The sequence below is a fragment of the Nostoc parmelioides FACHB-3921 genome (assembly GCF_014696625.1).
Taxonomy (GTDB): Bacteria; Cyanobacteriota; Cyanobacteriia; order Cyanobacteriales; family Nostocaceae; genus Trichormus; species Trichormus parmelioides.
On the sequence record NZ_JACJQL010000132.1, the window covers coordinates 1 to 7,688 of the forward strand.

Here is a 7,688-nt window from a genome sequence, read left to right on the forward strand (position 1 = left end):
ACCGCAGACGGCCCTTGCTCAGTTTCGCGCTTTATATCCATCCGCACCGCCGCGTTGAACAGTCGGTCATACTCGAATTTGGCGGCGATCGCTTCTAATCTCTGCTGCGATGTGAACTCTACTCCTTTAAATAAATCCTGAAACTGAACTATGGGGCGTGATTCTAATTGTGAGAATTGAAAATATTTGTTAGTTTGGTTAATTAATAATTCTACTGGGGAATAGCCTGTGGTTTTTATTCCTTCGGTTAAATATGCTGTTCTAGATTTTTTATCTTTAATATAATTAACATCTCGATATAAGTAGCGATTGTTTTCTCTAATTAATCCCATCCCTGGGGTTTTAGAGCTTTTGAATAAATCCACCGCTATCTGGTTTTGAAAACAACCCTCCTCCACCATTTTCCGATACATTAGACGGTTAGTTTCCATCGCCTGCTGAATGATTCCGCTCGTTCTTGGCGCTTGAGCTAGTGTTACAACAGATTGTATATATAGTCTATACTCCTCTCTAATTGGTTTTGGTTTTTGGTAATTCTCAGCCTCTAATAAACCTTGGTAATGATTTGCTACTTTATCTAAGTATTCTGATTTTTGTTCAGGTGTTCCATAGGTTTTTAATATTTCAATTTCTGATTCTAGGGCTTCCAGTGCGGTAACTTGATTATTAATTACCCCAACACTGATACTATCGCTCATGTGGATAGCTATTTCTTCAAAGGGTGGTTGTGTGCCATCGGGTAGATAAAACGATTGTTTTTTCAGTTTGACTGTGGGAGCATAAGCATTTTCAACTTGGTTCTTGTACTCGGCTTCTGCCGTAAAATTAGGGTATAAGCTTGCTAGGGCTACACCAATACAGTCACCGTCAAAGTCTCTACCCTGGCGTTCTGACTCGGTTTCTAATGGGTCTAATTCGTCGGTATCTATTCCTTGCGCTTCCAGAGTAGCAATTCTAGCCTTGATGCGAGAGTGGTCTTCATCATTTACGACAATAACACCTTTTAAATTCGCACCGTCTGGTGCAAGTCTATCTTTAACAAGTTTATTAGCTGAAACGCACAAACCGTTAGAATTGAGAAAAGGTGAACGGAAGTTTAAAACTTTTTCCCCATCATCTAACCAAGGTACGCATATTTCACCGTTTTTCAGTTCCTTTGATGGGATTATCATCCCTCGGTCAAATGTTAAAGTGCGCCCGATTGCAATATCTTTCCATTCATTCTGTACAAATCGACTCAGTTCCTTCCTTACTTTCTCAGTTTCTAAAAGCTGATTATGTCCTCCAATTAAGTCAGCTTTAATAATTCTGTACATTAACAAATCTTCTTTCGGAGATTCGTCAAGTTCATCGCTTACTTCAAATTCTTTTGATTCTTTATTCCGGGTTAGTAGTTCTAATTGTTTTGCTAATTTTCCATCAGTATTTTGTTCAGTAATTTGTTGCCGTATAGCAGCTTTTTGTTCCTCAGTGAAAGCCTTACGTTTTTCATACTTTTCACAGTAAAGTTCTGCTACTTTCCTGGGGTCTGACTGCATTTCGGCTAATTTCAGGGCTTGTGCCTCTAGTTCCTCAGCGAAGTCCTTAATCCCTTGAGTAAATGAGGCTAATAACTGAGATATCGCTGTTTTACCGCGCTCGGATTGAGACTTTTCGCCTAGCCATATTTTTTGTTTGTATAACCCTGGTCGGATCTGTGGCTTGCTTGCTCCATCAGGGCGATCCTTATCTGTGCCTTTGAAGCTGGATAGAGGGAGGATTAAATCTATTTTGGGTTCATTATTTGGGTTGGCATATTCTATTTTATCTAATCTATAGGGTCGTAGTGTCCTTTTCCCAAACCTGTATTTAGTATCTGTTCCATCAGCATCTTTCCATCCAAAGCGATGCTGAATCACGTGATAACTTTTATCTGGTTGTTCTTCGTGTTTAGTTAACTTTTCATAAAGTTGGGTTGATATTTGTCCATAGCAATCTCCCACCATTTTATAGGCTAAATCATTTGATAATATATTTCCATTATCACCATTAGAATCATCAACAATTAAAATATTTAATTGTTGATGAATTGAATTTTTACAACCACCTAGAAAGATGGAGCCGTAAGCTCCTCTGTCTTTCCTATCAGGGCATAATTTATCAATTATTTCCAGGCATTCAGGTGAACCATATAGTAATCTAGTTTTGGATGATAATAACAATATATGTCCATCTGGGTGATTTTTTAAATCTTCTGGTGTACTATGTTCATCTATATGTCCAAAAGAGAATTGTTTATCTGGAAAGTAAAACTCTAGTAGAGTATTATCTAATTTTTCAGTTAAAATTGAGTCAGGATTCTTATTATCTCCGTCAGTATGAATCCATTGGTTTAGTCTGGTATCAAAATGCTTAAACTCAAGAGACATATTTTTATTTAAGTATTCAAAAATTTTCAGGAGTTTAATATGTCAGGAACAAGAATTAAACGTTGGCTAAATATGCACGGCAAAGAATTTAATCCAGATGGAACAATAAAGGATGAGGTTAGACAGCAAAAAATATCTCAAGGGAGAAATCCCGCCGCAGTTGATAGTTATGCTCAAAGATTGAAAGAAGAATTTGACGAATGGAAAAGGTTGGACGAAACAGATCCCGAACCCTGGCCCATCTTCACCGCCTACGATTTCTTTACCCCCACAGAAAAACAACAGTTCAACCCAGATGGCTCTCTCAAGCCCGAATATAGGGAGTCTGAACTGGCACGAGGAACTAGCGAAAGTTGGTTAGATGAAATGGAGCGACGTAAAAAGCTGGAGGTTGATAGCTACAACAAGGTATCTGCAAGAGATGCCGAAATAGGGATCAATTTTGGCGAACAGGAAATGAACCGATTACTTGCAACGAGCCTCACATATTTAGAACGCCACAAACAGATGGAAATCGACTTGCGAAACTGTGAAGAACCAAGCTCACTACCTTTCGACAAAGATACGCCTTGGTAGCTCATCCACACATATTTTATGCAAGCTGAAAGTGTTATTTTCCCAATACTTTCAGCATTTTTAATATTCATGTATTTTTAAGGAGCCTGCCGTTCAATAGCAGGCGGGTTCACCAGGGGCGTTGGCGATGAGCTTCGCTCCACCATAGGTGAACGCACAACGGACTTATTGGAAACGGCGGCGAGGAACGCAAACATCCCCAGAATAGCAAAAGATAAAATAACAACTTGCTGTACAGAGGCAAATACTGACCTTTCTTTTTCTTTTTGGACAGCAATGCGATTGAGTTTGTCCTGAAGTGTTGAAAAATACAAGTAGTCTAATACTTTCTCACACAAGGTTGGGTCTTCGCCAAGTTGTACTTTTTGGCACAGGAGAGTTTCTAACTTCTCTCGCCGGCGATCGCTGGAAGATAAATCGCGCTCATTCCACAGCTTTACTTGGGCTGTATCGGTGGGTCTATCAATATTCAATAAAGTCATAATTATCGCCTCATTTAATTGTTGAGTTAGTTGAGAGAACAGGTGTAATTGATTTCTCAACTGCACCAACTTCTGGAAAATCTACCTAACTCAAGAAGTTTAAATGTGCTTTCAAAAAAGAACTAGCAACTTTGGTACTGAAAAAATCGGTACTGGAGTTGCTAGTAAAATCAGCGAGTTTATGCTATTGAGAACTGGGGAAAGGAGAAGGATTTTAAATCTCCCATTCCAAGTCAGGTTCTTGAGATTGGGATGGAGATACAACCTGTGTCTTGGGTGTATCTGGCTCCAGAGGATTTGTGCCGTCCTGAAAGATTTCCTGAGCCAAAGTCCGCCCATCACCGTCAATATCACTGGTCAAAAAATACTCTAAAACTTGCAGTGGCGCTCCAGAAAGAGCCGCTTGTGCCAGCAAAGATTTGACAAATTGGGGGGATGCCTCACTATCAGCCAGTACCTTCAAGGTCTGCTCGGCATCAGAGACAGTCATTTTGGAAATGTCTTTAACTCCAGCTTCTTCCCACACGTCACCAAAATACTGCTGATACTGCGTGTTGAACTGTTGTTCTTGGGCGAACTGGGCTAATTCTTGTACCTGCAATTGTGTTGTTTCAGCCATATTAATTTGCCAATGTTAATTGTTCGCGTTTGTTGTTTGACCCAACCATTTTGAGCAACTGTTGATTGAGGTAGCTCTGTGCCGAAACGTAGAGGTTATCCCAAATGACCGGATTGCGACAGATTTTGCTACCCACTGTATTTCCTGCGAGTTTCTCTGAGACTAAATATTTACGGTAGTAGTTATTCCACAAATGTTGTAAAAAATCCTCCGCGAAATCATCAAAAGGAATTAACCAGTTGTAGTTCTCGTCCAAAAACACACGATAAGCAGCAACAATGGGCATAGCGATATCAGCAGGTGCGCCAAAGCCGAATGAATAACGGCTGTCGGGTAAGAGTGTATTTTTGCGGGGGTCAATAGAGGCTAAGTCAATGGTTCCTTTTTTTCTGGGGTTGGTGATGTGTTCTTCTATAATTTTGAACAGCCTTTGCTCAATCCATAATCCTTTGGGCAGTAGTGGCAACAATTTCAATAGCCGTTGTCTTTCCGCATCACTCAAGCTAGGTGTATTGCTTACAGGTGGGTGCTTAGTTCTGCTCTTGCTGTCTGGGTTGTATTTATTTCTATCCAAACAGTTCATTAATTTGATGAGATGGTTGATATTACAGTGAGGACTCTTGGGCGCACCGCTTTGGTTCTGGTAATAGGCTATGCGGAACTTGATATCTTCTTCGTTTTCTAAGCGTCCTAAAAAGTGTTTGATAAATTGATAGTCACCTCTGGCATTTACTTTGGAACGTGCATCTACTGGGGATGATGTATTTGATGCTAGAGCAATGTCTTTGGCTTCGTCTTCACTTAGCCCAATATGGATGCTAACTTTCACTCTCGCTTTGCTAAGGTCGTACTTGTTTGCTCTAGCTTGCTCAAAGGCGGAAACACTATGTCCACCATTAATCACCCCATCGTTCCCACCTTCGTTTGCTTGCAGTATTTCTAGCTCTAGCTCTGTCTTGCTTTTCGGCTTTACTTTATTGACACACAGCACAATTCCGTTATTTCTTTGGAAGAATTTTTCTGGTTCAGTGGTTAGTGAATCAAATATTTGTTTGTATGTTGAGCTTTTGAGGTTTGGTTCACGGATATTTGGTTCTAGTGGTAGGTCGGTGGGGAAACTATCTACATGAGCAGTAGCAATGATGCACTTAGAATTTGCGTTGATATATTGGTCAACTTTCAACGTCCAATTTTTCGGCATATTCTTCCTTGATTGACAAAAAACTCTTGGTTTACCAATGATAAAGTAGCAACAATTATGATGGTAATAAAACGTTATCTTTAATTATCTACCTATTGATTATTTTATATTTTATTACGGGAATATATTTAGAGATTCCTTCAGAGAAAATGATAAATACTGTAAAGTATTTTCATTATTAATAAATACATTCATCAGCCAAAATATCGGGTAATATTTGTGTCGAAAGTATTTATCTTAGTAATTGTTTACAGTACAATAGTTCTAGTAAACGGTGAAAGTCGTCTACTGGCAAAAAAGTTAAAACACACCAATTACTTCTAAAATAATCCAGAAGTTTTTTGTTGCTAACCTCGAAAACGCAGAATCATAAATAATATCCATATCATCCCCACAATCAAATAAATCAAACTCCAATTATTTCGGGATACATCGGTATAGATAAGCCGTTCATAACCATCCAGAATACTTTGGATTAACAGATTGGCTTTTAATAAGTCATTATTCAGTAACGAGGTTCTCTTTATCTTACCTAAACCGGGAAAATTACATTTAGTAAACATATTCTTGTTGTAGCAGTTGCATTGGGCTATCAAGGAAGCAGGTAGTTTTTTCCTTTGATTCTCAGACTTCTGCCAACAGAAATCATCTGCTACATCTGCACCCATTTTTGATAAAAATACTAAATTTTCAAACGAGTATTTGGAAAGCATCAATTGGCTAAAAGCCTTGGCATCTGGATTACTATTGAGGTTCTCCGTTGGTTGTATTCCACCGCCAAAGACGATTTGAAACACTAACAAGACGAGTATTATTAAGGGGGCTACACTTTGATTTGGTGCAACGGCACTGACAATCAAACCCAACACCATACTGCCAAATGATGCCAGAAACAAGGTAAAGTACATTGCTGCGGTATTAATATCAGCGCCAGGAATCTCAACGGCTACTACCATCAAGTAAAGCAGTACAGCCGACTGGTACAAAGCCAGTCCCAACCCTAGAAGCAGCTTTGACAGAAGATAGGGTGCTAGTCCCAACCCCACACTTCTCTCTCTTTTGTAAATTGGTCTTTCCTTTGCTATCTCCGGCATCATTGCTAAGGAACCAGACATAATCGCCATCACCACCACTACGAACAGCATAGAAATGGCTTGCCCTGCATTCCCAGTTTTGGTACTGAACAGGTCGGATTTCCACAGTACAAAGTTGAGTGAACCGAGAATAGGCGCTCCCAATAGCATCAATGCCAAGCTCAACTTGTTCTTGAGCAGAATCAACAGATTACGTTGGCACAACACCACCAGTTGTTCTCTCAAATTCGCTTTGTCTGGTGAGGGTGCTTGATTGTGTTGCGGTAGCGATAGCAGGCGATCGCTAATAAATTTCTTGTAATACCCTGATGATTTAAACCGTTCTTCCCATTGTGTCGGGGAGAGTTGATGTTCTACTTTGTGATAGATTGCATCAAAATCTTGTACCCCGAAATAGTCTAATGCCAACTTGGGCGGCCCCACGTATGCCAGTCGTCCACCTTTGGCAAGGAAAACTACTTGATCTGCGATCGCTACATTCTTAGTAGCATGAGTAATCAACACTACTGTACTACCCACATCTGCTACAGAACGCAACAACGACATAATTTGCAACTCTGTTCCTGGGTCTAGCCCAGATGTCGCCTCATCTAGAAAAAACAAACTGGGGTTGCTGATTAATTCCACGCCAATAGAAACTCGTTTACGTTGTCCTCCACTGAGTTGCTTAACTGGGACATTCTTTCGCTCCACCAGATGCAGATGTTGTAGTATTGCTTCTACCAATTGCTGCTGTTCGCTGATTAATAGAAAGGGTACTCGAAGCTGGGCAGCAAACGTGAATGCTTCCCATACAGTCAAGTCAAGATGAACTATGTCGTCCTGGGGAACATAACCGATGAGATTCTTGAATGCGTGATAATTCTTGTACAGGTCAACCCCATCAACTAATACTTTCCCCCTAGCGCGTCGTTGCCCATTGAGTGCATCAATCAATGTGGATTTTCCCCCACCACTTACCCCAGCAATAACAATGAACTCGTTAGGCAAGAACGACAGCGAGATTTCATTGAGTAACGTTGTCGAGGCGAGTATGGGGTGGCTATATTTTCGCAAGTCTATTGCATCTAATCTTAGTCCGGCTCTTTGTCTAGTTTGTCTATATGTATGATTTGGTGTTTGAATTGGCTCAAATTTTGCTGTAACGGTTGATGGCTCTGAAACAAAATTTTTCGCTTGAATTTCCGACTCAATCTCTACCCAGGGCGAACGCATCTTAATTGCTAATAAGAATTGGGAAGCAAATTCAAACATCTAGAATAAAGCCAATTGTCTTAGATAAATAGTGAATGTAAGTCAAAGGATAAA

General features: G+C 40.0%; 5 protein-coding genes and 1 pseudogene. 1 reads left to right on the plus strand and 5 read right to left on the minus strand.

Going from position 1 to position 7,688, the window contains the following annotated elements; translation table 11 throughout:
- Positions 1 to 2,408, minus strand: a pseudogene (locus H6G14_RS32305) (hypothetical protein); the annotation flags it as partial.
- Positions 2,409 to 2,447: 39 nt separating this feature from the next.
- Between H6G14_RS32305 and H6G14_RS32310 the strand changes: the two are divergent.
- Positions 2,448 to 2,984: a hypothetical protein gene (locus tag H6G14_RS32310; protein ID WP_010999747.1), complete on the plus strand. Its 537-nt coding sequence runs from the start codon at positions 2,448 to 2,450 to the stop codon at positions 2,982 to 2,984.
- A 77-nt stretch (positions 2,985 to 3,061) separates the two neighbouring features.
- Here the strand turns inward: H6G14_RS32310 and H6G14_RS32315 are convergent, their stop codons facing one another.
- The 4 genes from H6G14_RS32315 to H6G14_RS32330 all read right to left on the minus strand — a co-directional run bounded on the left by H6G14_RS32315 (position 3,062) and on the right by H6G14_RS32330 (position 7,595).
- Positions 3,062 to 3,466 carry a hypothetical protein gene (locus H6G14_RS32315; RefSeq protein ID WP_190572982.1) on the minus strand — a complete coding sequence of 135 codons (405 nt, stop codon included), beginning with the start codon at positions 3,464 to 3,466 and terminating at the stop codon, positions 3,062 to 3,064.
- 214 nt (positions 3,467 to 3,680) lie between these two features.
- Entirely contained in the window at positions 3,681 to 4,085 is a 405-nt protein-coding gene (locus tag H6G14_RS32320) for a hypothetical protein (protein ID WP_190572984.1), read from the minus strand.
- Between the two features lies 1 nt (position 4,086).
- On the minus strand, positions 4,087 to 5,286 hold the full coding sequence (locus H6G14_RS32325; protein WP_190572986.1) for an AIPR family protein: 1,200 nt from the start codon (positions 5,284 to 5,286) through the stop codon (positions 4,087 to 4,089).
- A 347-nt stretch (positions 5,287 to 5,633) separates the two neighbouring features.
- Entirely contained in the window at positions 5,634 to 7,595 is a 1,962-nt protein-coding gene (locus H6G14_RS32330; RefSeq protein ID WP_242054323.1) for an ATP-binding cassette domain-containing protein, read from the minus strand.
- Positions 7,596 to 7,688: the final 93 nt, after the last annotated feature.